The following is a 22,391-nucleotide window of genomic DNA, read 5'->3' as shown; positions in this document are numbered from 1 at the left end:
GAGACAACGAATATGAATTCATATGTGGGTATTGAGATAGATGGCGGGCAGATGTATATGATGGCGGACACCGCAGACGGCTGCTTAGAGCATACCGTTCCTACGGGCACAGACTGTACGGCGGCTTATCTTCAACAGGAGATTGAGAGCTTTATAGCCAAGCTTCCCTTTACGCCAAGCGGTATAGGCATGGGTATGCCGGGGCTGGTCGTAGGCGGCAATAAAGTAGAGCTAAGCCATGTCTTGCCTGCACTCAACGGCGTTACAGCAGATATGTTCGCGACGGAAGCTAACATTCCCGTAGCTTTTGTTAATGATATGAAGGCGGCAACGATGGCGGAAGCTGCCCATTGCCCAGACCATGATACCATTATTGTGATCATGTCGGATGCCTTTATCGCTTCAGGGGTTGTAGCATCCGGTGAATTGCTGCTTGGCTCGAAGGGCTGGAGCGGAGAACTGGGCTATATGATCCTGTCTGTGAATGGAGAACCTGTCTTGCTCGACCTTCTCGCCAGCGGTTACGCCATTACAAAGCAAACAGAGCTGGATGTTGCTGCAATCAATCAGCGACTCGAAGCAGGTGATGAACAGATCACTGAAGCAGTACGTCAAGCAGGGCAGTACTTCGGTTACGCTCTTACCAATCTGCTGCACCTATATAACCCGGATGTGATCATAATTGGCGGCACCACTCCTGCCTATAAAGGCTACATGGAAGCAGCGCATGCTGCCCTTGAAACGCATGCACTGCCAGAGCTGCTCAAATGTTGTACAATAACGACACCAAAAACACAGAACCGAGTCATCGCTTTTGGCGCTCGGGAATGGATTCGCAAATCTTCGCAGCGCTGATAAAACACTTCAAATCATCAATATTCACGATATTCAGAGCAAAGGAGATATTCTTCCTTGCTCTGTATTTAATTTCAACTGCTAACTTGTGACTCTAAACCCTCTTCAGCACTTTCCTACAAATCCCGCATTCCAAACATGCCTTACTTTGCATGCGCAGCAATAGGTGTGAATACACTGTCTTAAAAAGGAATTCAGGAGGCCCGCCATGCCTTTTCCCAACAGCATTCAATATACACCAGTTACAAAGAATAACATTGCATTAACGGATCCGATTCAAGACGTATCCCCTGAAGAGACGGATATTGTCGGAGACGCTCAGTTTCCTGCAGCCTATTATGCCTATGATGGGGTAAATGTATATTTTCGCATGCGTTTGAAAGCTGACCCTCGATTCAAAACGGGCTTTAAAAACTTTGCTTGGGGCGTACTCCTAGATACGGGAGGCAGTCCAAGCACATATGAATGGCAGCTCGTTGTGAATGGTTTGGACAACCGCCTTGAGCTTATTCGCAACACAGTGTCCATACCTGACAGCCTTGGTGATTCAGCAGAAGGTACAGACGGAAAAGGGACTCCCAGCCTTTCGACACCTATTATCAACTTTGATATTGCCCGCGCACAAGCAACGGATGACAACTCTCAGCTTGGCGGCTCAAGGAACTATTTTCTCGATTTCCTCCTCCCTGCTTCCCTCCTCTTCTCCTTGACTGGCATCACCGAGCAATCTGTGCTGCGTTTCTTATTTTTTACCGCAACCAATAATAACAATCTAAATAAAGACTTCATCGGTCCAGGACAGACGCTGAGCGAGCTTTTTTCCGATCCGCTCACTATTTCCAGAGGAGACGTACGAGCCAGACTTTCTATCATGCAAATGGTCGCAGGCGGCAATGGGCTTCTCCTTGCTGGACAGCAGCTTACGATTACAGGAAACATAACAGTGAGCAATGATGGTCGAAGTGAAGCCTCGCTCGTAGTCGTGAACAGCTCCTTTCCCATCGACAAGCTCGCCTCTTTGACTATTACAAGCGTATCGAACGGCCAAGCTGTATTTAATAAACTCGCCTCTTCCCTTACGTGGAATATCGGAAATTTAAAGCCTGGAGAAGCTGTCCTCCTGAAATTTACCGCTATTGCTGTATTTACGTCCGCAGGCAGTCGAATCGTGGATGTAAAATCCGCGTCGGGTATCGATTTGTTCTCAGGCGGAAGCATTCGCGCGTCCAACTCCGCTTCATTGGAAATCGTTGCAGTCGGAGGCGTCACTGGCACAGTTCTGGATAAATCGACAGGGCTGCCATTATCCTCTGTAACTGTTCAAATATCCAACCTACAAACCAATGCAGTCGTTGGAACCGTTCAAACCAGCAAAGAGGGTATTTATAGTTTTGTAGCGTTGCCCACTGGTTCGTATTCTCTGCTCTTCACCTTCCCGAGCTATGCTCCCGCAGTCGTTCCGGTCACAATTGATGCCGGACAAACTGCAACACGCAATTTATTTCTTAATCCCTTCCCTGCTCTCGTTCAAGGAACCGTTACCGATGCTTTATCCTCCGATGCTATAGCAGGAGCTGCCATTAATGTAACCGATCAGCTTGGCGTACATGTTACGCAGACGACTACGGATTCCGCCGGCTTATATTCACTGAGTCTGACTCCAGCCTATTACCGAATCAGCTTGTCCGCAGACAGCTATCAATTACTCAATCTGCCGCTTACTTTGGCTGCCGGAGAGACACGCACCGTCAATGCGGCTCTTCAGCCCAACCCAGGCTCCCTGAATGGATTGATTACAGATAGCCAGACAGGTCTTCCGATTGCTGACGCCCTCGTCGAAGTACTTGATAATCGTAACAATGTGTTGGTTACAGCCTTCACTAATGCTGCCGGCGCTTACTCCTTTAACAGCTTATTTCCTGCAACCAACGACCGTATACGCCTTTCAGCACCGACCTATGTTACACAAGTCATCGGATTTAGTATTTCGGCTGGTGAAACCAAAACAGTAAATTTTTCACTCTCGCCACTCGCTGGCACTGTTACTGGGACCGTAACGGATAGTGCAACAGGAGCACTACTGTCTGGTGTAAGCTTACGAATTTTCAACTCGGAATCAATTACACTGAAATTGACCCAGACTACGGCGAATGGTTCCTTTATACTCGACTCTCTCAATCCTGGCAGCTTGACCGTTGTAGTATCCAACGATGGCTATGCCAGCCAGATCGTCGGAGTTACCGTTACTGCGGGCAATGTGATCTCTCTAAATATAATGCTGGAGCAGCTTGCAGGCGCAATCTCAGGAATCGTGACCGATACGCAAGGCAATCCTATTCTCGACGCTACAATTCGACTGTTTCTTAACAATATTGTTGTAGGTCGAGTAGCAACAGCAGCAGACGGCTCGTACTTTTTGGGCAGTCTAAGCCCTAATCTATACTCTGTAACAACGAGAGCAAGCGGATATGGCGGTCAGTCATTCAGCGCATTAGTCATTCCCGGAGAGACGACAGTCGTCAATTTCTCCTTAATTAGGGAAGCAGGCTCCATATCAGGCATAGTGACAGACGAAGCAGGCAAGCCTCTTCCCGGAGCTGCCATTACGCTTAATGTCAATGTAGCAAGTGGAGGACTAATTATCACGCGCTACATTACACAAGTGGATGGCACTTATTTGATTAAAGACCTATTTCCAGGGCCTTATTTGGTCAATGTTTCTTTAACTGGCTACCAGAATGCCTTTCAAGGCATAACCGTGAATGACAACGAGCAGTCTCTAGTTAATTTTGCATTGCTCAAAAATCCCGGTTCTATAGTTGGCGTGGTTATTAGTGAGGACGGTACTCCAATTGCGGGGGCAGCTATCGAGGTGAAAGCAACAGGGGGCAGCGGTCTGACCATAGCAAATTCCTTCACAGATGAGAATGGGCTGTTCTCCAGTCCTAATCTAGCCTCTGATTTATATACAGTCAGCGCTTCTGCTGCGCTTTTCCAATCTGGATTTGCAACCTTGCAGGTGCTGCCAGATAGACAGTCGGATGCAACTATCGTGCTTATCCCTAACCCCGGATCTATTCAAGGAAGGGTCGTGGATGCAGAAACCGGCCTTCCCTTATTCGGCATCATTGCAACTATTACAAACGATAGTAATTTTATTGTTAATGCCCAGCTGGCAAGCAATGAAAGCGTCTTTCAATTTGATGGCCTTAACCCTGGGAGCTACACCGTTACCGTTCGAACATTAAACTATCAGAGCGCCTTGCTCGGAGTTATCATTAGTCCCAATTCAACATCTACCGTTACCTTCAATTTATTGCCTGAGCCAGGCATCTTAACTGGCCAAGTGTCTCCGATCGTAAACGGCGTGCTAATCGAATATTACAACAACAATAATGTTCTCATTTCTTCTACTATCACAGACATTAATGGCATGTTTTCGTTTCTTGGCGAAAAACCAGGCTCCTATTACTTAACCGCTCTTGCAGATGGGTTCTCCTCGCAGGTAACGGCAGCAACCATTGCATCCGGCCAGACGACAAACGTCATTATTCCACTGACAGAGAATCCGGGCAGCATATCCGGCATTGTTGTAGATACCGACGGCAATCCAATAGCAACAGCATTTGTCCGGGTATACAACGGCAACGAAACGCTGCGCGGTGTAAGTGCAGTCCAAGCAGATGGACGCTTCCTCGTTAACAGCCTGCCCGCAGGCATTGAAACGGCTATCGCAACAGCTCCTGACTTCAGCAGCCAAATCATCGGCGTGACAGTAAGTCCGGGAGGTGCAGTCACAGGCTTAACATTCATTCTCCAGCCTAATCCCGGTACTGTAACAGGCGTAATAACGAATGAATCTACCGGGCTTCCGATTGCTGGCGCAGATGTAGAAATCAGATTCGCAGACGCAACAGGCATCATCGTTAACGGTACGGCAGCAACTATGTTCGGCACCTATCAATTTTTTGGACTTCAGCCAGGCACGTACGTCATTATTGCAAAAGCAGACGGTTATGGCTTGGACACCGTGGGTGCCACTATAGTCAGCAATGGCGAAGCGGTTGCAAATATTGCGCTGTCGCCACTTGCAGGCAGTGTTAAAGGCATTGTGACAGATAGCGCAGGGAACCTGCTGCCGTCTGGTCAAACCGAGATCAAACTCTATACGGATACAGGGGTACTCACCCAAACCGTATTCATAAACAATAATGGCAGCTTTTTCATTCCAAATATAAAGCCTGGACAGTATTTGATTATTATCAATTCACCGAATTTCGAATCTTCACAAACGAGCGTAAGCATCATGCCCGGTGTATCTGTTTCCTTAATGATCACGCTGAGGCTCCGGTCCTCTTCCTTGGAAGGGCGCATCATTAATGCGTCATCGAGAGTTGGAATAACAGGGGCATTGATTCAATTGACTGATGTTCTTGGTTTGCCTGTCGATTTAACTTATTCAGATGAAACCGGATTTTTTGCGCTGCCAGGCATTCCAATCGGCAATTATGTCGTAACTGGAACCGCCTTGAATTACGGAAGTAATACCGTGGCGGTTGTAGCAGACAGCAACCTTACAACAAGAATAGTGCTGGAGCTGTCTCCCAATCCCGGCACACTTACTGGATTTATCAGCGATTTGACAACCGGGGACAATATCCAAGGCGCAGTCATACGCATAAATAAGGCTTTGAGCTCTTCTGTTATTGCAACGATAGTAAGTGGAGTCGGCGGAAAATATAGCGTGAATACTTTATCACCAGGGAACTATTCCTTAACTATTTCTACAGACGGCTATGCAAGTGAGTTTGGAAGTGTCGCCATCTTAGCCAATCAGGAAACCCGATTCAGCTTTGCTCTCCAACCACTGCCGGGTAAGCTAATTGGCTTTGTACGCAACTCTCTTTCAGGCGTTGTGCTGTCAGGCAGCTCTGTACGACTGCTGCAATTCGACAATTTTGGTCCGTTGCTAGATGCTACTGTATCTGATCCTTCTGGACGCTTCGAAATCCCGAACGCAGCAGCTGCCAACTATGTTGTCACCGCATCTCTTGCTGGATTCGCATCTTACCAGACATCGGTACTTATCGCCCGTGGCGAAACGGTTACAATCGAGCTCTTGCTCCGTCCTGTACAGACTTCTATTGTGGGAACCGTTCATAATTCTTCTGGCATTGGTGTACCTAATACATCCGTTGTTGCCGTCGATCACAATGGAGTAACGAATGGTGAAGGAATTACTTCAGAGGATGGGCGCTTCGTTATTCCAAGCTTTTCTGGCGGTGAGCAGACGATTATTGCAAACGCAGGAGCAAACGGAGCTCAATCCTTATTTATTAATCAGACGCAGGGTCAGCAGAAAGCAGACGTAGTATTATCCACTCCTGTCTTCCCCATAACAGGACTGGTAGTCGATGAAGTGAACAGTTCACCGGTAGCCGGGACAATTATTCATGTGCTGACTAATGGCTCGAACATCGTCGCCGGTACCGTCTTTACGGACGGTACCGGGCGGTTCTTAGCACAGAGCTTCACGAATGGCACCTATACGTTATCAGCCTCCAACCCTGATTTCGGTTCGGTTTCACTAGGAATCATCGTTAATGGAGGAGCAAAGGACGTAAGCATACGCCTACCCGTTATGTTCGGGACGCTACGCGGAACGATCCGCGATACTTCCGGTAATCCACTTTATCTGGCCCTTGCCGAGATTATTACCCAAGAGGGGATGCTTATCCGCCAATCAATAAGCAACCCAAGCGGTCAATATGCACTTGCAAATGTCACTGCTGGCCAGTCTTATGCCCGCTTCTCTTATCCTGGTAAAGAAACAAAAATTTTAAGGCCTCTTATTATAAATGGGCAAACAACCGTGCTTGATGTCGTATTGTCAGACGAAGATGAAGAGTAGCAGCCATCCAGCAGTGCCTGGCATATAGACAAACAAATACCGGCAGCCTCCTCATAGAGAGACTGCCGGTATTGTTTATTTACAATAGATAATCCAATCTTTAGCTGCGCTTCTGTAAATTCTCCAAATGAGCATCCAGATTATCCAACGTTTGCGCCATGCCTGGAAGCATGCCCATATCAAGTACCGTCTGCAACGCTTCTGGTGAATCATATTTAGCTGTATTAATCAGCTTTGTCTTCCCATTCTCCAGCTCGACAAAATCAAGTATAACCTGCGTGGAAGGCATATTCTCAGCAGCGTTACCTTCCGCATCGGAGAAATAATCCGTGTAAACAATTTGATTGGGTGCTGTAATTTCCTTATAAATCGCTTTGCCCCACGACTCCATACCGTAGAAGTCGCCTTGGTTCTTATCCTCGCATTTCATGCAATAATGCCATATCCCGCCCGGACGGAAATCTACGTTGCATACGGGAACAGACCAGCCTTTAGGCCCCCACCACTGCTTCAAATGCTCCCCCTCTGTATAAGCCTTGAACACAAGCTCCCGAGGCGCGTTAAAAATGCGTTCCAGCACAAGCGTATTGCCTTCAACCTTGGATACCAATTGGTTAGATAAGTTAGAATTCGGCATATGAAATATCCTCCTCATTATTATTTGCCTCTCAAGCGATTACAGCCTGTGGCTAATCTTCCTTTTCTGCTTCCTTGCTTTGCATCATGTGCAAATAATCATCCAGCCGATCGTAACGCTCCTCCCACATACGACGATACGATTCCAGCCAAGCATCCAATTCTTTGAACGGATCGGGACGCAGCCTGCAAATACGCCGATTAGCAACGGCTTGCACTTCAACAATGCCAGCCTCGCTAAGAACACGCAAATGCTTGGACGCTTGAGGTTGACGTATCTGGAGCCTCTCGGCAATCTCCCCTACGGTTAAAGGGCTTTCGCGCAATAGTTCAACAATCTGCAGTCGGTTAGGCTCAGCTAAGGCACTCATAACGTTAGCATTCATAAACAATCATCCATTCGTTATATTTCGTCATACCCTCCAAACGGGTAACTATAGAACCCAACGCACCCCCTTAATTGTATTTCCTTTTGTTAAAAATAATATACCATCTAGGGAATATTCCTGTAAAGGAATATTTAAAGTTCTTTATTCTAACTCGCCTTTCGAAGCACTTTAAAAGATTTCAATAAAAAGAGCAGTTGGCTCTCCCTATGCGGGAAAGCCAACTGCTCTTCGGTAACCTATCGCAATTAAGGATAAATTACTTATACACTACTTGCTGATTTTTTCCTTCAGCTCGCCCAATTTCTCCTGTGCGGAGCCTTTGAGCTTATCCATTTTACCTTCGGCCTGCAGCTTCTTATTGTCGGTTGCTTTGCCGTAGTTATCCTTAATTTCACCTTTGGTCTGATTCGCAATACCCTTTGCTTGATCCTTCAATCCGTCTGTTTTCATGATTGTCATCTCCTCTGTACTTGTATGCTCTTACTTACCTCCAGAGCGATGTTCTGAAACAGGGGGATACTGGAAGATGGCAACATAAGTACGTTTTGATAAAATCAAGCTACTCTAAGATCAGTCCCAAAAACCGCCGTCTGAATGAATAATTTGCCCTGTGATCCACTGCGCATCATCACTGGCCAGAAAGCTGATCAGCTTCGCCGCATCATTTGGCTGCCCAATTCTGCCCATCGGGAACTTCGGAAGCAGGATCTGCTTTAAGCTATCATCCATCCATCCGGAATCTGTTGGTCCGGGGTCGACGGCATTAACTGTAATCTTTAATGGAGCAAGCTCCGCTGCTAATGAGACCGTAAATGCAGAGATCGCTCCCTTGGTAGCAACGTATGCCAGATTGCCCGGCATAGGCCCCTTGTCTTGTCCCGAAACTAAGTTAATGATTCTCCCTCCACTGCCTGCTTCGAGCCTCCGCGCAAACTGAACGGACAGCATGCAGGTACCTGTAATATTTACAGCACAATGAGTATTAAGAATTTCTGCGCTCAACGTCTGGTAGTCTACCTCTTGGCAATAGGTGGCATTATTTATTAATATATCGGGCAATCCGATGAGTCCCTGCACCTCATTCAACAACTGCTCTGGAGAAGAAGGAACGGATAAATCCAACTCCATAGATGCAACCCTGACCCCATATGAACGAAGCTCGTCTGATAACAATGCCGGCCAATCAAGTTCAGCGCCGTATGGCTGATCATGATCATAATTGCACCAATACGTGAAAAAGATATTCGCTCCTTCACTGGCAAGAGCACGTGCTATGGCGCTCCCTATTCCTTTACTGCGACTCACACCGGTAATAATAGCAACTTTCCCCAGTAATCGATCCATTTATCGTTCCTCCTTCTAATAGAGTGATATAGTGCAGCAGACGCAGCAATTGTAGGCTTAAAATAAAAAAAATCGCCCTCAATTATGGCGATAATGTGAATTTAATAAAATTAACACGTTCATTATACCATAAAATAGCAGAAAAATCAAGGATTGTATCGTTCAATACACCCATGCTACAACTGAAAGGAGGTGATAGATAAATGGACAATGCCAGTTTAACAGCGCTAGTCAGTGCATTCTCAAGAGCGTATCATGCTGAGCAGAATCAAACTAAAATTTTTGATGATCAGCTTGCCAGACAGCTGCTGACCGACGAAGAGTACCACAATATCGCGAGCAATATGTCTCAGGCGATTGCTTTCTTCCAGCCACACTTTATTGGCTCACAGGAGGAAGCGCTGCGCAGAATCGTTGACCATCAGCTGTCTCCATCCCCGCTTGGCAGAGCTGCATTCACCGAGCAGGCACTTGCGCTTGCCGCTGCGCTGGGTGCCAGACAATATCTCATTTTTGCTGCAGGATATGATACCTTCGCCTACCGTCAGCCAGAGTGGGCTGCGAAGCTGCAAATCTTCGAAATTGATCATCCCGCTACTGCAACTGATAAGCGCAGACGTGTATCAGATCTGCATAAGGATGCACCGTCCAATCTGCATTGCATCTCTGCTGATTTTCGCGAATCCAATTGGCAGAACAATGTGCTAAATTGCCCTGCTTATAACTCGAATCTACTCAGCTTCAGCAGTCTACTAGGAATCAGCTATTATTTGCCTAAGGCTGTGTTTAAACAATTACTGTCTAGTATTGTTTCTATGGTGCCGAGCGGCAGCAGCATCGTTTTTGACTATCCCGATGAGCAGACATTCACTCCCAAAGCAGGCGAGCGGGCGAAAAAGCAGGTAATGATGGCTGCTCAGGCGGGCGAGCCTATGCAAGCCTGCTATTCCTATTCGGAGCTGGAGCAAATGCTAGAAGAGGTTAACCTGCTTATCTATCAACATCTGACTCCTTCGGAAATTACCAAACAGCTGTTCCAAGCTTACAATGACAGCCAATCTGAAACTATAATAACGGCATTCGACAATGTGAACTATTGCCTGGCAGTTAAAGCTTAGGCTTATACACCTCGCCATACGCGTTTAATTTCTATGCTTGATTAGCTTAACAAAAGGAAAGGACTACATAGGTAATTTCTCAGTTAACATAGTCCACCCTGTTGTCCCAATGGACTCAAACAGTGATGCTTTTGAATTGTCATCAAAATGATCGTAATGATACTTTGGGGCTATCTTAAATTCTTTAAAGTAGGTTTTGTTCTCAGAGGTGCTCACATACAAAAAATCTTTATACTCAGACATCCCATTTTCCACATATTCCAGCTGCAAATAATACACTCTATCAGCATATTGGCTGGGAAGCTCTACATCTTGATTCGTTTGTAGCTTGGATTCATATTCCATGAGATCATTCGTATCGTAGACTACATCAACTAGCATCGGTTGAGCTTTTGCTGGATGCACAGTGGAATATAACGAAATATTTATCGTATTTAGAACAGCTGTACTTGGTTTTTCTTGGGCCTTGGAACATCCGATCAAAAACATCAATACCATAATAATAAATAGTTTTCTCACGCTACACTCCTTTCTCCAAAGATAGCTATATCAGCATTATTAAGCTGTACTGCCCATTCAGCACGCCATCTTAATGTATCATAAACAACCTTATTTATGTCATTTTTTCAAAAGATTATGGACATTATTAAGAGGCTGCCCCAAGAGGCAGGCTTTCAAGCTAGAGAAGGAATGTGATGCGCACTTTAATGAATACATTTGCTCTATCTCTCTGCTCATACGGGTAAAAAGGAGCAACAGTGAAGTTATGTTCATTAGTGGAGCAGATCGGTTTCCGACTACCGAATATAGCTGACCTTATCTCCGATATACCCCTAGATTAAGCCTGTTTTCACGAAAAACGCTTCATAAAATAAGGTAAGCTCTTCATATGCGCCATCTATAGCGAAAAGGGGTAAAGCTCCTAGAGGGTCAGGGGGCTACGTGCTTTTAGCCCTTCTACCTATAAAATAAAAAGAAAAGGGCTGTCTCAAAAATCATCTTCATGACTTTTGGGATAGCCCCTTTTACCGATTACAAGAAATCTTATAAGTAATAGCAGGTAAAGCTCTCACTCTATTTTCAATGCAAAAAGTACTCGTAGTAAGCACCTTGAAAGAGTAATACGATCTCACCAAAAATCCCGATACAAAGAAACAGAAAATAGTAAGTTGCCGATGATACCTCTTTACTAAACAGCTCTTTAAAGGCTTGAATAAATAACCGTTCAAATTTAAACCAGCTTAAAATCCAGCCGATAAGGAGAAAAGTAATAATGGCCATATCATAAGTCACCTCCAACTAACCCTTTATTGCTCCGTATATTCTATTATATCAGCAGTGGACTCGTTCATACCTGCTTCAGCGCCATAGCCTAATAGGTGAAATTGGAATTTGCTACGATATATAATTATCGTAATTAGCTAGTGGCGAATCTGATTTTGCTTATTGATTCCTTGCCACGAAAGACTCTGCCGCTGCTGATAAATAATACGCTAAACCGGTTTGCTGGCTCTCGAGCATCTTAAGATGAAAGTCATCACTCAGGAAAAATCGATTCTGAGCAGCAAAATCATCCGCCGAAATTTTATTCCCATGCTGATTCATGAACGCAAGATGGTTGCGAATAAGATTTTCTATTTGCTCATCGTTATGCATTATGCCCGCTCTTAATGAGCTCGCCATATTAGTCATGAATGCCGCGGCTTCAGCCGCTTGTTCATTTATTTCCTGAATATCTGCAGGGGCAACCTCAAGAGCCTGCATCCCATACGTTTCCTTCAAATATTGATTTTGCTCGGTCAACGCTATGTTCCATTCTTCCTCATTGGCAAAGCCTTTGAACATCTCCTTGTTATCCATGGTCTCTCCTCCTTTTATACATACAATGGATTTATGCAACGTTTGAACGATGGCATCCAGCCTCTGTCTGCGGCTAAGAAGCAACTCCTCCTGTTGCGAAAGGATGGATAGCCTGTCAGAATGATGCTCCAGCATCTCCTTAATTTGATCCAAGGGAAACTCCAATTCTTTGTAAAAGAGAATCTCTTGCAGCCGTTCCAGCTCCTTCGCGCCATACAGACGGTAGCCAGCTTCACTTATCGCACTTGGCACGAGAAGGCCGATCTTGTGATAATGATGCAGAGTTTTAATTGTTATCTTCGACAGCTCCGACAATTCTTTTACCATGTACAGCATTACGCATTCCTCCTTTCCATATGTAGCTTAAGGTCTTACCTGAGAGGAGAGTCAAGACGAATTCTTAAGGAAATATAAGTGGTTAGATTATACCCACCTTTAAATCTCTAATGCATGAATATAAATGATACTCCTCATAAATAGTTTTTATTCTTATAAGAAGTTTCTTGCATACAGTAAAATAAATTCACTTCGTAATGGTATGAGCATCAACGGCGACTATTAATATAAGCTATAAAACTAAATGTTTCCAAAAAGAACACAACCTTGTATGATTTAAATAAATATATTTTTATTCCAAAGGAGCCCTTATGAACACAGAAGAACGCTCGCCCGCTGGAAGTATCATTTATAACCATAAATCATTGGACCGGTCTATCACTCACGCTCATGGGGATGCTGCTTCCATTGATCTTATTTCTCAGCATGTCGAACAGCATATCGGGCCAATTGAAGCTGTTTTCCATGAAGTCATCTCCGATCTTGTCCATCTCGATATTTTGTTCGTTGCTCCGACCAAAGAGAGAAATTACATTACCCTGATTACATGCGGGATGAGCAATCTGCCTATGACAGTTCCCGAGGGAGCCGAAGCGTTCCGTTATGCCGAACTCATGATCTGTCTCCCTGCCACTTGGACAATAACTGAAGAAGGCTTCAATAATGAAGAAAACTATTGGCCTATTAGATGCCTGAAGATGCTCGCCCGTCTTCCTCATGAATACAGCACATGGCTCTATGCTGCACACACAATTCCAAATGGCGATCCTGCAGAGGCCTATGCAAATAATACTAAGCTGTCCGGCATGATGGTTACCATTCCCTCTACCGTTCAATCGCTTAAAGAGTTCTTCACGCTTACGGTGTCACCGGAGAAAGAAGTGCATTTCTTCAGCTTAATGCCTCTTTATAGTGAAGAGATGGACTTTAAGCTCAAGCATGGGCCAGATGCATTATTAGAGAAGCTCGATAAAGCAGGCGCAACCCAGATCGTCGATCCATCACGCAAAAATACTTGTAAAAAGCTGTTCGGCCTGTTCTGATTTAATCATCTCTTCTTTCACTAGGTTCTCTACCCATATCTCACCGAACAAAGGACCGGTAAGCAACTCTACAGAGGAGGGCTGCTTACCGGTCCTTTAAGTATCTGGTCTGTTTGAACAGATCAGATACTCTACTAGGTATTTTTTACTATCAATTCCAACCATAGTATTATATAATATTGTTACTTTTTGCCGATTCATAAATAGTTTATAAGACTTAGGAATTATTAGTTAAGGAGAGGTGTACAGTTTTGAAAAAAGTGTTAGTAGCAATCTTACTTGTAAGTATGCTGCTTACTGCTTGTACAGGCAGTAATGAAGCAGAGGTACAACCTTCAAAGGCACCAAAGGAAACTATCATTAATACCAGTGGGACTACGGTTTTTGACCTCAAGAAAAAGTACGGTTCCGATAAGGACAAAGCATTAATGCCATTGTACAACGTTCCCCGGGACAAAGTGTTTGAATTTAAGTTTAACAGCGACGTATGGGGCGATTTTGACGCCATCACCGTTCATACGGATATTAAAGCAGAAGATAAGAGCCGTATTTTAACCTCGGTCTTTCCTAAAGATTTTCAAGAAAACAAGAATACGCTCGAAATAAAGCCAAACGGAGCGATTTTATCTACTTCCCAGCACCTGAATGGAAACGAGGGTTGGGGAAATGCGCCGATCTATTATATTCGAATCAACTATGATATGGAGGCAACAACTCCTACCAAGCTGGATAAGCCTATTATTGTTCCTTTTACCATAAAATCCGAAGTGGAGGTTCCTAGTCTTAAAGCTAACGTCAGTAATGAAGGCCTATTCAAATTGACCTGGAACAAAGTAGAGGGCGCTACCGAATATAAAGTCTATAAGCGCAGTAAAATCGTATTACTGGAGACGACGAACCTCCCAGTAACGGGGGCCGAAGAAGCATATATCGGACCAAGTCCATTACTCCAAGCTACAGTTACAGAGACCGAGTTTGATGACTTTCTGGATAACGGTAGCGGGGGTTTAGTTCAAACCATCGACGATGGTAGAGTATCAGCACAAAACCAAGGCGTTAATGGCGAGTATTACGTTACTGCGGTTAAAGACGGCAAAGAATCTATTTTCAGCAATGCTGCTAGCACAGTACCTTTATCTTCACAACTGCCTAAAGAACTTAAAGGAGACAACAATTTTTTTAGTAACACTTTTGAAGATATCTCCGCGTTACCTTCAAAAGCCGATGTCACCTTTGTTGATGGGTCCATTTCTCCTAGAGACATTATTTATGATACTAATGTAAGCATCGCAGAATACGGCCGCACTGAAATTCCTGTCACGATCAAAGGCACGGCGATGAATGGCATCGTCTATGTCGAAAAACTAACAGAAACTGATCTTAAAGTGCTTGCCGATATCAGACCTAAAGACAGCTCTGCCGGCTTAGTCACACCCGAGAATTCTACCGACTATGTACCTACCCCTGATGTCCCTACCATTATTGAAGCTTCTTCCTCTACCGCAGAACAAGAAAAGGGCGTAGAAGAGGCACAGAAAGAAAACACGGAGCAAAAAGTCGAAGAGGGCAATCAACTAGCAGTACCCGCACCCGAAGTGATCTCTGATGTTAAGATTAATGCGGACACGGCTCTGGAAGAGTATTTGGCAACCAGCATGATAGATGTGCAAGAAAGCATTTCTTTAAAAGCTTTTCCCGAGGCTCAAAATTTTGAGACCATCACCGATGTTTTACAAGAAGTGATGTATCAAAATCCACTTGTCATTGGTCTGCAGGGCTGGAGATATAACTACACTTCCCTGACACTAGAGCTGGAGTACGAGGAATCCGCGGATAATATCAGGCAAAAGCAAAAGGAAGTTATTTCGGAAGCCAACAAAATTGTTGCTGATATCATTAAAACGGATATGTCGGAAGAACAGAAGTATAAAGCCATTTACGATTACTTGAATGACAATACCAAATATGACGATGCTGCACTTGAAAATGCTGAGTCCAATAATTTTCAGAACGTAGACCCTGAATTTAACGACTCATTCACGACCTACGGTATTATGGTTAAAAAGATAGGAGTATGCGCTTCTTATGCTTCCGTGTATAAGATTTTAAGCGATTTGGCAGGACTAGAAGCCATCGTCGTAACTGGCGATATGAATGGTGTTCCTCATGCTTGGAATAAGGTTAAGCTCGCTAACGGCTGGGTTCATATTGATTCTACGAACAATGCGACGAATAGCGGTGTTCCTTACCTTCTCTTCTACTCCAGCGATGAGATCGCAGAGTCTATGAACTTCACGCTGTCCAAGGAGTTCTGGGCGGATGAAGAGCTTTCGAACTTTGTTTCTACGGATGGCTCCAAAGATTATTATGTCATGAACGGTCTGGAAGCCACCTCCCCTTCCGATTTCGGCTCTGCGCTATCTAAGCAAGTTAAGGCAGGCGGCACTCAAATCGTTATTCGAATGACAACTAAGATCGATCAAAACGATCTAATGGAAGAGGCACAAAAAGTAATAAGCGAACTTCCAGAGGACAAGCAGGAAAAGGCTACCATGGGCAGCCTAAGCAATTATATAATAGTCGGCCTGTAATATTCCCCAAACTTAAGGCTGCAACGGGTCATGAACAAGTGACCTGTTGCAGCCTTTTTTCTCTGCTAGCTGATACGTTTACTGCTACTTCTAGCTCAATTCTTATTCCTCTCCCGTCGCAATCGGGTTCCCGCTATACGAAATCCAATCGCTCCAACTGTCGTTTATGCTATGAGAATGTTACGGGATCAGGAACTTCGCCATCGCTAGGATCAAATCTTTTGTATCGCAGTACTAATAGCTCAATGAGCCAGAAATATTAGTGGTGCGGCGGCTCTTCCCACTATAGATGATTTCTAATATCGTTAATAAAAAGCCCCAATAAATCTCCTTTATTAATATATTTGTTTTTGTGACCTGTATCCTTCCTAATTTCAAGTAACAGACCTTCAAATTCAAATAGCAACTCTTGATTAAATCCCTGATCTTCAATATTTACAATTTTACTTCTATATTGAGACCATTTTTTAATTACTCCGTCTGATCCCCAAACTAAAATTTGCTGCGTAAACTCTTTATAAAAATCCAACATTTCCTTTTCTGTCATTGCTTCCCCCGTTATCCTCTTTTTATAGAGTACATCGAACCAGAACTCTACAAAAGATTCATACATAGGTATCTTTCTATCCCTTAACTCCTGTTCGATACTTCTTTTTCTTTCAAGATATTTTGTGAAAATCACAGAAAAAACAGATACTAGTATTGTTCCAGTTGCTGCTACAATTGCAGCAACTACTTCTTTCTGAAGCGATGCAAATAAATTGAATAGATAAACAATCGAAAATACTGCTCCGCTTAAAATAATAAAAATAAAAATAATTCCTACGATAGTTAAAGTTTTTGAAGATGATCTTTCGGACATATTTTCACTCTTCCTTTGACAGTTTCAGCTTACGTTCTTGTAATCACGAACCCTCCTTGTCTTAAGGAGACCAACTAGAGCAGGATCCGAAGGTCTTAGTCAGTACAGGGTTTCCACGCTGAATATGTTTCTTTGCTACGCGGGTAGCTTAAATTCCTCCGACATAGCGGTCCTCTTTTTACCTTTATTATACACATTTTACATAGTGATTTGTTGATTTTCTGTTGATTGTTTTTTGATTAGAGAAAGTTGTTGACTTCTAATCCGCATCAATTTTATGAGTTATTGTAGGAAACAATTTAATTCTATATCAAAAGGGCAGACAGCCACTCTAAAGAATTAAGCTACCAGCCTAATTTCGTAAGTGCACATACTAGCAAGTGCTCGGTTTAGAACTTCCTGAAAGTACTTTCAAAGAGCGAGCGTTGTCGCCTTGTTGACTTAGAGCATAAAAATACATCGCCCCAGGCACTCAGCCCACATGGCGATGTATCCATACCTCTCATACTGCTATACGCCTCTCGGCTCTTATTCCTCTCCCGTCGCAATCGGGTTCTCGCTATACGAAATCCAATCGCTCCAACTGCCCGGATACAGCTTCACATTCGCGAAGCCCGCTTCTTCCAAGGCTAACACATTCGGCGTTGCCGAGATGCCGGAGCCACAGTAGACAATGATCTCATCGCTTGGGGATAGAGCCGCGAATCGTTCACGCTGAGCGTCTGAAGTCTGCCAGCTGCCGTCTGCTTGCAGGCCATCCTTCCAGAAATAATTAGCTGCCCCAGGTATATGACCAGCCACCGGATCGAATGGCGCTTCCTCGCCGCGATACTGCTTGGCGTCTCTAGCATCTACAAGCTTAACTGTATCCTTGCCTAACGAGGCCTTCACTTGATTAATATCAACAATTCGATTCTCTTGTACAGTTGGAATGAACACTGTCGGACGAATAACAGGAACCTCACTAGTCAATGGCAGGCCTGCCTTCTTCCAAGCTTCATAACCTCCGTCCAGTATACGAACGTTATCGTGACCCACATATTTCAGCAGCCACCACAGCCTTGAAGCAGCAGGTCCGTTTACATCTTCATAGATAACTACCGTTGTTGAATGATCTATGCCGAGCTCACCAAACAGCTTAGCCAGATTCTCCGAAGAAGGCAGCGGGCTTCGTCCTCCATGCTCACGCGGAGTATCCGTAAGTGCCGCCTTGAAATCAACGAACACAGCACCGGGCAAGTGATCCTTCTCATACGCCGCTTTACCATAATTCGCTTCTTTCGGAGAGAACCGCACATCTAATAGAACGAGATTTCCCTCTGGAAGTCTAGCTGAAACCCATTCTGTATCGACAATATTTATAAAAGCCATAAGATGCATTCCTCCTCTTTCTCCTATTAAACAATTAGATCGTAAATTCCAAGCTCTCTTGCGTCTTCACCTCGTGAATAGCCGCATAAATATCATTCTGGATTTTCAGTAATGCCACATCATCGCGCTTGCGGGGCCTCGGCTGAGAAACCGTAAAGATCTTGTTGATCCTCCCCGGTCTAGGCGACAGCAATACGACCCTGTCTCCCAAGAATACCGCCTCTGACACATCGTGCGTGACGAAGACGACCGTCTTCTTCTCTGCATGCCAAATGTTCAGCAGATCATCCTGTAATTGCAGCCGAGTTAAGTGATCGACCGCTCCAAATGGCTCATCCATTAATAGCACCTCCGGATGATTCGCCAAAGCTCTAGCTAATCCCGCCCGTTGACGCATACCGCCAGACAGATGATGAGGATATTTATGCTCGAATCCGGCAAGCCCCACCATCTCCAAATATTTCAGCACCTGTGCTTTGCGCTCCGCCTTTGCTGTCCCTCGAATTTCAAGTCCCAGCTCGACGTTCTGGAAGACGGTGCGCCATGGGTAGAGAGAGGGGTCCTGAAAGACTACTCCTCTGCGCTTATCCGGTCCTTCCAGCTTGCTATTGTCAAACCACACCTCACCTGTCGTCGGCAGCTGCAGCCCTGCCAATATTTCAAGCAGCGTACTCTTGCCGCAGCCGCTAGGTCCGAGAATGCAGAGGAACTCCCCGTCCTGGATCTGCAAGCTTACGTCAGACAGCGTCTCGGTTGGCGCGGCCCCGCCATAGACCATAGATACATTATTAATGGAGAATCCCGCCATGCTTTCTCCCCCTCTACGCTATTTTTTAGGAATGAACCGCAAATCAACAATATCATCGACTTCATAGATTTGATCTTGGAAGCCGAGCTCTAGCTGAATCTGTTGTGTCTCAAGCAACGATTGCTTATCTACATCGGGATTGTTTTCCCACAGTACATTTTCGCGTTCAAAAGCAAGATCAATCGCCTTCGGATCTGCTTTCACCTGAGTTAGAAAATAAGCCTTATATTCCTCAAGGTTATTCTTCGCATAGTCTTGGGACTTGAAATAAGCTCGCAACAGCTTCTCAATCACCTCAGGATGCTTCTCGATAAACTCATTGTTCGAGGCCAGCACGCCTGTATGGAAGTTAGGGAGATAATCCCAGCCCTTCGCTAACAGCTTCACATCACCGTTCACTTCACCCAAGGATACAAAAGGCTCGTGAATAATAGTCGCATCTACTTGCCCGGAGGTAAGGCTGGCGTAAGCCGCTTCATTCGTACCATTAGCCACTAGGGTCACATCGTCTTTGCTAAGACCATGCTCTTTGAGAATCACTTGGGTATAGACGTCCAGACCAGAGCCGAATACGGCTGCTCCGATTCTTTTCCCCTTTAAATCCTCAACCTTGTTAATATCCTTCCCACCAATCAAATAGAAGGCACCCTTCGTACGGAACATGGAGGATACGATCTTGATCGGCGCCCCTTTGCCTGCTGCTACGATTGCCTGCGTCGTTGCAATATCCGCAATATCGACATCCTTACTCGTAAGAGCGGCTACCGCATTTTGTGAAGCAACAAATTCAACCTCAAGGCCTTCCTCTGCGAAAAATCCCTTTTCTGCGCCAAAATGGGCAACAAGTCCGCTTACACCGTTGAAGGCTGCATATTTCACCTTAACCAGCTTTTGCTCTTCCCCCTGTGAGGCATTCTGCTTGTCACCCTTCTTAGGGTCCTCTCCCCCACCCGCTCCGCAAGCGGTTACTAGGGATAACAATAGTAAACTCATTATTACTGCACTAATTCGTTGTCTGGATTGTTTAGTCATAGCTTTCCTTCTCCCTTTCCTTCGCGGCCCAAAGTATCATTAATGTGATTTCCATTTTAAGAAAACCTTCTTCTCTAATAAATCAATAATGGCGATGATCAGTACAGATACAACTGTCACAATCGTAATAACAGCAAAAGCGAGAGCTGTATCGTACAATGATGTTGCTTTCACCAGCATGTTGCCCAACCCATCCTCGGATGCGATCATTTCCCCGAACAATGCCCCGACAAGACCAGTAGCAGCCGAAATCCGCAAGCCTGCGAATATGGTAGGGGCCGCCGATGGCAGGATGACCTTCGTAATGGTCTGGAACCGTGATGCTTGGAATACCCTTGCTACCTTGAGATGATTGTCTGCTGTCTGCTTAATGCCCGTTATTGTATTGAATGCAATTGTGAAATAACAGAATAAGAACACAATAGCCACCTTATGCGTCATTCCAATCCCTAACCAAATCATTAACAAAGGGATTATCGTAACCTTTGGCACCGCCATGAAGGCAGACAGAAAGGGACGAAAGAATGCTTCCGCCTGCTTCACGAGCACAAGGAACATCCCCGTAGCTATTCCCAGCAATGCAGCAAGCACATACCCGATCAAAAACTCCTGCAGTGTAATCCATAAGCTAATATAGACCTCGCTCTGCCCGAGCAGCTGAATGATTTCCTTCACAACCTCTGTCGGCTCTGACAAGTAGAGCTTGCCTACAATCCCTCGTCTGACGACAAATTCGATAGCTCCCAGTATTACAGCCAACAATGCGAGCTGTCCGATCAGAATGCCGCCGCGCTTGCCGGATTTTGAATGATTCATGCTAATCCCTCCCGCTCTCCCTTATGCCTGTTGCTGACCGTTAGGACTAGCTTCCCTGCAAGGACTCCGACTTAGCGAATTTATTGGAAGGACGCTGTAAGCCAAAATGATCCCTAAACGTACTTCCTTCATATTCTGTACGGAACAAGCCGCGACGCTGCAGAATGGGAACGACAAGCTCTACGAACAAGTCCAGACCTCCGTTCATATAAGGCGGGCAAATATTGAAGCCGTCCGCAGCCTCCTTCACGAACCATTCCTCAATCGTATCTGCAATCTGCTCCGGATCTCCGACGATGAGCAGATGGCCTCTGCAGGTTGCCGTAAAGTAATGGAACAGCTCTCGAATGGTAATGTCCTCATGTCCAGCCGCATTCTGAGCCAGCCTAACAAGCTGGCTTACACTATCCCCTTCTAACGTAGATAGCGATAATTCGGGAAGCGGACCATCAAGCGGATAATTTCCTAGATCAATACCGATTCGTGCGGATAACGGCTTCACATCATAATCCGTTACTAACAAAGAGTTCAGTTCCTCATATTTGGCCCTTGCTTCTTCTTCCGTTCGACCTACAAGGGGGACAAGCCCGGGCATAATGAACAGCTCCTCGGGCTTCCGTCCATATTTCACTAATTTGCTTTTGATTCCGGCATAAAACTTGCGTGCATCCTCTAGCAGAATTTGACCTGTAAAAATCGCGTTCGAGAATTGGGCACCGAGCTCCTGACTGCGTTCAGAGGTACCCGCGGACAATAGCGGCAATTGCCCCTGTGGTGGGCGAGCAACATTCAATGGTCCAGCTACTGAGAAATGCTCGCCTTTATGGTGAATCGCATGCACCTTATCTGCATCAACGAATACGCCTGACGTCTTATCTCTTACAAAAGCATCGTCCTCCCATGTATCCCATAGGTCCTTAACGATCTGAACAAACTCATCGGCGTAATCGTAGCGCTTCGTATTATCCCAATGCTTCTCGCGGCTGAAATTCAAAGCTGCCCTCGTATCCGCACCCGTAACGACATTCCACGCTGTGCGTCCGTTGCTCAAATAATCTAGCGATGCTGTTAATCTAGCAATATGATAAGGCTCAGCATACGTCGTGTTAGCCGTGACGATTAAGCCGATCTTCTCCGTTACGGCTGCCAAATAGGCAATCATTGTGAACGGCTCCAGACGTACCATCTGGGAAGGGAACTGATATTGCATATCTGCACTTGAAGCCAGTGCATCACCGAGGAAGAAAAAATCGAACTTGGCTTCTTCTAGCTTCCGTGCGACCTGTTGCAGAAACTTCGGATCGAATGCCCCATCTGTTAATGCCTCAGGCAGCCTCCAGCCCGCAGGATGATAGCCCGTCGAGAATAAAAATAATCCTAGGTGAAGCTTACGGTTAGTGTGGTTTGTACTCATGTCTG

Annotated in this window: 18 protein-coding genes; 5 read left to right on the top strand and 13 right to left on the bottom strand. The window is 45.2% G+C overall.

Annotation, left to right across the window (positions count from 1 at the left end; all coding sequences use genetic code 11):
- Positions 1–12: 12 nt before the first annotated feature.
- Positions 13–855 (top strand): ROK family protein, encoded by an 843-nt coding sequence (locus AC50YO_RS12435; protein WP_494847222.1) that lies wholly within the window; start codon positions 13–15, stop codon positions 853–855.
- A 208-nt stretch (positions 856–1,063) separates the two neighbouring features.
- Entirely contained in the window at positions 1,064–6,766 is a 5,703-nt protein-coding gene (locus AC50YO_RS12430) for a carboxypeptidase regulatory-like domain-containing protein (RefSeq protein ID WP_494847220.1), read from the top strand.
- Positions 6,767–6,866: 100 nt separating this feature from the next.
- Here AC50YO_RS12430 and AC50YO_RS12425 read toward each other — a convergent pair whose 3' ends face one another.
- From AC50YO_RS12425 to AC50YO_RS12410, 4 genes are all read right to left on the bottom strand, one after another.
- Positions 6,867–7,403 (bottom strand): SRPBCC domain-containing protein, encoded by a 537-nt coding sequence (locus tag AC50YO_RS12425; protein ID WP_494847218.1) that lies wholly within the window; start codon positions 7,401–7,403, stop codon positions 6,867–6,869.
- A 52-nt stretch (positions 7,404–7,455) separates the two neighbouring features.
- Positions 7,456–7,788: an ArsR/SmtB family transcription factor gene (locus tag AC50YO_RS12420; RefSeq protein WP_494847217.1), complete on the bottom strand. Its 333-nt coding sequence runs from the start codon at positions 7,786–7,788 to the stop codon at positions 7,456–7,458.
- A 270-nt stretch (positions 7,789–8,058) separates the two neighbouring features.
- On the bottom strand, positions 8,059–8,244 hold the full coding sequence (locus AC50YO_RS12415) for a CsbD family protein (protein ID WP_494847559.1): 186 nt from the start codon (positions 8,242–8,244) through the stop codon (positions 8,059–8,061).
- Positions 8,245–8,361: 117 nt separating this feature from the next.
- Positions 8,362–9,135 (bottom strand): SDR family oxidoreductase, encoded by a 774-nt coding sequence (locus tag AC50YO_RS12410; protein WP_494847215.1) that lies wholly within the window; start codon positions 9,133–9,135, stop codon positions 8,362–8,364.
- A gap of 203 nt (positions 9,136–9,338) precedes the next feature.
- Between AC50YO_RS12410 and AC50YO_RS12405 the strand changes: the two genes are divergently transcribed.
- The gene (locus tag AC50YO_RS12405; protein ID WP_494847213.1) at positions 9,339–10,253 is read left to right on the top strand and encodes a class I SAM-dependent methyltransferase; all 915 of its coding nucleotides are present in this window, start codon (positions 9,339–9,341) and stop codon (positions 10,251–10,253) included.
- Between the two features lie 63 nt (positions 10,254–10,316).
- Here the strand turns inward: AC50YO_RS12405 and AC50YO_RS12400 are convergent, their stop codons facing one another.
- The 3 genes from AC50YO_RS12400 to AC50YO_RS12390 all read right to left on the bottom strand — a co-directional run bounded on the left by AC50YO_RS12400 (position 10,317) and on the right by AC50YO_RS12390 (position 12,449).
- Positions 10,317–10,772: a hypothetical protein gene (locus AC50YO_RS12400; protein WP_494847212.1), complete on the bottom strand. Its 456-nt coding sequence runs from the start codon at positions 10,770–10,772 to the stop codon at positions 10,317–10,319.
- 561 nt (positions 10,773–11,333) lie between these two features.
- A complete protein-coding gene (locus AC50YO_RS12395) occupies positions 11,334–11,534 on the bottom strand; it encodes a hypothetical protein (RefSeq protein ID WP_494847211.1) in 201 nt (66 codons plus the stop codon).
- A gap of 162 nt (positions 11,535–11,696) precedes the next feature.
- Positions 11,697–12,449 (bottom strand): MerR family transcriptional regulator, encoded by a 753-nt coding sequence (locus AC50YO_RS12390; RefSeq protein ID WP_494847209.1) that lies wholly within the window; start codon positions 12,447–12,449, stop codon positions 11,697–11,699.
- 311 nt (positions 12,450–12,760) lie between these two features.
- On the opposite strand from AC50YO_RS12390, the gene AC50YO_RS12385 reads away from it, so the two are divergent.
- Together AC50YO_RS12385 and AC50YO_RS12380 are read left to right on the top strand one after the other, a co-directional pair.
- A complete protein-coding gene (locus AC50YO_RS12385; RefSeq protein ID WP_494847207.1) occupies positions 12,761–13,492 on the top strand; it encodes a suppressor of fused domain protein in 732 nt (243 codons plus the stop codon).
- A 260-nt stretch (positions 13,493–13,752) separates the two neighbouring features.
- Entirely contained in the window at positions 13,753–16,083 is a 2,331-nt protein-coding gene (locus tag AC50YO_RS12380) for a transglutaminase domain-containing protein (RefSeq protein ID WP_494847557.1), read from the top strand.
- A 283-nt stretch (positions 16,084–16,366) separates the two neighbouring features.
- Here AC50YO_RS12380 and AC50YO_RS12375 read toward each other — a convergent pair whose 3' ends face one another.
- The 6 genes from AC50YO_RS12375 to AC50YO_RS12350 all read right to left on the bottom strand — a co-directional run bounded on the left by AC50YO_RS12375 (position 16,367) and on the right by AC50YO_RS12350 (position 22,386).
- Entirely contained in the window at positions 16,367–16,945 is a 579-nt protein-coding gene (locus AC50YO_RS12375; protein ID WP_494847206.1) for a hypothetical protein, read from the bottom strand.
- Positions 16,946–17,473: 528 nt separating this feature from the next.
- A complete protein-coding gene (locus AC50YO_RS12370) occupies positions 17,474–18,316 on the bottom strand; it encodes a sulfurtransferase (protein ID WP_494847204.1) in 843 nt (280 codons plus the stop codon).
- A 34-nt stretch (positions 18,317–18,350) separates the two neighbouring features.
- On the bottom strand, positions 18,351–19,124 hold the full coding sequence (locus AC50YO_RS12365; protein WP_494847202.1) for an ABC transporter ATP-binding protein: 774 nt from the start codon (positions 19,122–19,124) through the stop codon (positions 18,351–18,353).
- 18 nt (positions 19,125–19,142) lie between these two features.
- Complete coding sequence (locus tag AC50YO_RS12360; RefSeq protein WP_494847200.1) at positions 19,143–20,156, bottom strand: ABC transporter substrate-binding protein; 1,014 nt, start codon at positions 20,154–20,156, stop codon at positions 19,143–19,145.
- A gap of 39 nt (positions 20,157–20,195) precedes the next feature.
- The gene (locus AC50YO_RS12355) at positions 20,196–20,972 is read right to left on the bottom strand and encodes an ABC transporter permease (RefSeq protein ID WP_494847199.1); all 777 of its coding nucleotides are present in this window, start codon (positions 20,970–20,972) and stop codon (positions 20,196–20,198) included.
- A gap of 46 nt (positions 20,973–21,018) precedes the next feature.
- Positions 21,019–22,386: an LLM class flavin-dependent oxidoreductase gene (locus tag AC50YO_RS12350; RefSeq protein WP_494847198.1), complete on the bottom strand. Its 1,368-nt coding sequence runs from the start codon at positions 22,384–22,386 to the stop codon at positions 21,019–21,021.
- Between the last annotated feature and the right edge of the window lie 5 nt (positions 22,387–22,391).

It is taken from the genome of Paenibacillus sp. J22P59 (genome assembly GCF_059383895.1).
Note: the sequence above shows the minus strand (reverse complement) of the source record. Positions and strands in the feature narration are given on the sequence as shown.